The 3,818-nt window shown below is 76.2% G+C and carries 2 protein-coding genes and 1 pseudogene; 2 read left to right on the forward strand and 1 reads right to left on the reverse strand.

Annotated features, from left to right (window positions below; all coding sequences use genetic code 11):
- The first annotated feature begins 147 nt into the window (after nt 1-147).
- A complete protein-coding gene (locus LADH09A_RS27835) occupies nt 148-2,823 on the forward strand; it encodes an FtsK/SpoIIIE domain-containing protein (protein WP_238648631.1) in 2,676 nt (891 codons plus the stop codon).
- The gene (locus LADH09A_RS27840) at nt 2,820-3,482 is read left to right on the forward strand and encodes a hypothetical protein (protein WP_238648633.1); all 663 of its coding nucleotides are present in this window, start codon (nt 2,820-2,822) and stop codon (nt 3,480-3,482) included. The genes LADH09A_RS27835 and LADH09A_RS27840 overlap by 4 nt, the downstream gene beginning before the upstream one ends.
- A 29-nt stretch (nt 3,483-3,511) precedes the next feature.
- On the opposite strand, the pseudogene LADH09A_RS27845 reads toward LADH09A_RS27840, so the two are convergent.
- Nucleotides 3,512-3,818 (reverse strand): annotated as a pseudogene (locus LADH09A_RS27845) (hypothetical protein); the annotation flags it as partial.

Raw genomic sequence — 3,818 nt, forward strand, 5'->3', positions numbered from 1 at the left:
CCGGTGGCGTGCCGCCGCGATCGGACAGCGTGCCGCCGCGTCCCGGTGGCGTGCCGCCGCGCTCGGACAGCGTGCCGCCGCGTCCCGGTGGCGTGCCGCCGCGATCGGGTAGCCCGTGGCGGGACGCGCCGACCCGACGGGGCTCCGATGGCTGACCGGCGCGGCCAGTTGGCCAGCCGGGTCCGGGACACCCTCGCCGAGGCGTTGGGGGCGACCCGTACCCGCCTGTCGGCCGCCCAGGCCGAGCTGACCGCCGGGCGGGAACGCCTGGCCCGGGTCCAGCGGGCGGCCGCCGCCGTACCGGCCCGGGTGGGCGCCCAACGGGATCGTCGCGTCGCCGAGATCGACGCCCGCTACTCCGCCCGGATCGCCGAGCTGGCCCGGCGCGCCGCCGACGCGGCCCGACAGGAGGCGCCGGGCTGCGCGGGGGCCGACTGGGCGGGGTGGGCACCAACACCCGCCCGGCGCGCGGAGCCACCCGGCGCGCTGCGGGTCGGCACGGTCCGGATCGACGACGTCGACCCGGTGCCCGCGCTGGTGCCGCTGCTCGACGCCGGGCACGTACACCTGTCCGGCGACGATCGTGCCGGCTGCGACGCGGTGGTGTCCGCGTTGCTGTTGCGGGCCGCCGGCCGCGCCGACCCGGGCGCGGTACGGCTGGTCGGGTACGACCCGGAGCAGCTCGGCGGCGGCCTCGCCGGTTTCGCGCCGCTGGGCACGGCGGGGCTGCTCACCTTCGTCGGCCCCGGCGGACTGGGCCCACTGCTGGACGACCTGGTGGAGCAGATCCGCCGGATCAACGAGACGGTGCTCGCCGGCGAGTACGCGTCGCTGCGCGAGCTGGCAGCGGCGACCGGCCGACGACCCGAACCGTGGCGGGTGGCGGTGCTGCTCGGTGGTGACGAGCTCAACCGACACGAGCGCGGACAACTGGACCGGGTGGTACGCGCCGGCGCGGCCTGCGGAGTGCATCTGGTGGTCCACGGTGTGCCGTTGCCCGAGGACCCGACGGTGACGCGGGTGGTGGCCGGGATGTCCGGCGCGCGCATCGGCGGGTCGGCCGGGCTGCCGGTCCGCCTCGATCCACCGCCACCGGCGACGCTGGTCACCGAGACCTGCCGGGAGATCGCCGCCCGGGTGAACGCGGGCCCACCGCCGACCCCGTTCGCGGACCTGCTGCCCCCGCCGGAGCTGATGTGGCGGGAGGACTCCGCCGACGGGCTGACCGCACCGATCGGTGAGGGGCCACAGGGCCGGCCGGTGCGGCTGACGCTGGGCGACTATCCACCGCACGCGCTGATCGGCGGGCCGTCCGGCACCGGCAAGACCAACCTGATCTTCGCGTGGATCGGCGCTCTCGCCGCCCGCTACTCCCCCGCCGAGCTGGAGTTCTACCTGCTGGACTTCAAGGAGGGGGTGTCCTTCGCGCGGTTCGCGCAGGGCCGGCGCGACCCGAGCTGGCTGCCGCACATGCGCCTGGTCGGGATCAACGTCAACACCGACCGGGAGTTCGGCCTGGCCCTGCTGCGGTTCCTCGCCGAGGAGCTGCGCCGACGCGCCGACGCGGCCAAGAAGCACGAGGTGACCAAGCTGGCCGAGCTGCGGGCCGTAGACCCGACCGGGCACTGGCCACGGATCGTCGCGGTGGTCGACGAGTTCCAGATGCTGCTGGCCGGCCGGGACGTGGTCGCCCGGGAGTCGGCCGACCTGCTGGAGGACCTGGCGCGGCGCGGCCGGTCCCAGGGCATCCACCTGGTGCTCGCCTCGCAGGACGTGCGGGGCATCGAGGCCCTGTGGGGCCGCCCGGCGCTGGTCGCCCAGTTCACCCTGCGCATCGCGTTGCCCAAGGCGCTGCGGATCCTCGCCGAACGCAACGACGCGGCGCAGTCGCTGCCCCGCTGGCACGCGGTGGTCAACGCCGAGTCGGGCATGGTGGAGGGCAACGAGGTCGCCCGGATCCCGTCGGCCAGCGACTGGGAGACGTGGAGCGGGTTGCAGCACCGGCTGTGGCGGATGCGCCCGGCCGACGCGGCGCCGGCCCGGCTCTTCGACGGCGACGCCATTCCCCGGCTGGCAGACGCCCCGGACTTCCGTACGCTCGCCGCGCCCTCGGACGGAAGCGTTCCCCGCAGCCCGGTGGCCCTGCTCGGCGAGATCATCGACGTGCAGTCCCGCTCGGCGGCGCTGCGGCTGCCGCGCGCCCCCGGGCGCAACCTGGCCGTGCTGGGCACCCGGGTGGACGAGGCGTGCGCGGTGCTGGACGCGGCGGCCCGCTCGCTGGCCCGCCAGCACCCGCCGGGCACCGCCCGGTTCTCCATCGCCTGCCTCGACCCGGACGCGGACCCGATCGCCCGTGCCCTCTACGACGACCTGGCCGACGACGCCGCCTGGTACGACGAGGAGACCGTCGGCGAGCTGATGGCCGAGACGGCCGACGGGCTGACCGGCCCGGGGAGCCCGCACTACCTGCTGCTGTTCGCGGTCGACGCGGCAGCCGGCGCGCTGGCCGCCCGCGCGGGTCGGCGTACCGGGCTGGAGCAGCTGCGCCGGATCCTGCACGACGGGCCGGAGCGACGCACGCACGTGCTGGCCTGGTGGCGGGGCGTGGCACGGATGCGTGCCGACCTCGGTGGGCCGGCGGCGCGGACCGACCAGATCGGCGCCTGGGTGGCGCTGGACACCCACGGCGGCGAGCTGGGCTCCTCGCTCTACCCGGGCACCGGCGGCCCGGACTGGTATCCCCGCCCCTGGCGGGGCCTCTTCTTCGACCGGGCGGTGCACCGCACCGGACAAGTGATCATCCCTTATGGTCCGTCGCGATGAACGAACCGGTGACCAGTGAGACGTACACGGCGCAGCTCCGGCGGTTGGCCGACCTGACCGCGCGCGTGGGCGAGCAGCGCGCCGAGGCGCACACCTGGTACGAGCGGCAGTGCGCCGCGGCCGAGAGGGCCGTCGCCGACGCCGCCGAGCAGCTCCAGTACGCCGAGGAGGAGCTGGTCGCCGCCCGCGAGCAGCAGGAACGCGTCGACGCCGAGGTGGCCCACCTGTGGCAGCAGGTGCGCTCGCGCCTCGGTGCCCGCCGCCTCGGTGGGCCACCCGCACCCGCGAACGGCACCCCCGCCACCGACCCCGTCCTGCTGCTCGCCAAGGTCCGCGACCTGCTAGACCGCGCCGGGCAGCCGGGTGAGCTGCCCGGGTCGGTCAACCCGCTGCTGGCGCTCTGCGGGGTGGCCGGCGCCGTGCTGGCGTACGCGCTGGGGGCCGGCGCCCGTGCGCTCGGCGTCGGGTACGGCGGCGACCTCGCGGTCGGAATGCCGGTGCTCGCACTGGTGGTGACGCTGCTCGGGCCGCTGATCGGCCTGGTGCCGGCGCGGGTGCTGGCCGACCGCCGGCACGCGATGCTCGGCCCCCAGCCGATCACCGTGGTCCTCGGCGCCGGGGTGGTCACCACCGTGCTGCTGCTGGCGCTGGGCCGCTGACCCGTCGGGTTCGGTCGCTGCCGCGTCGTTCACCCGGCCGCCATCGGGTGATCGACTCGGGTTCCTGAAACCCGCGCCATCACCGTGATGATCGACTCCGCTTCCTGAAAACCGGGCCATCCGCGCGGCCCGGACACCGCGACTTCCAGAAAACCGAGTCGATCACCCGTCGGCGAGCCGAAGGACCCGACCGACAGACCCGCAAGGCAGACCCGAAAAGACCCGACCGGCCGGCCCGGCAGGCCCCGGCCGGCCCGGCAGGCCCCGGCCGGCCCGGCAGGCCCCGGCCGGCCCGACAGGCCCCGGCCGGCCCGACAGGCCCCGGCCGGGGCCTGT

It is taken from the genome of Micromonospora cabrerizensis (assembly GCF_022230955.1).
Taxonomy (GTDB): domain Bacteria; phylum Actinomycetota; class Actinomycetes; order Mycobacteriales; family Micromonosporaceae; genus Micromonospora; species Micromonospora cabrerizensis.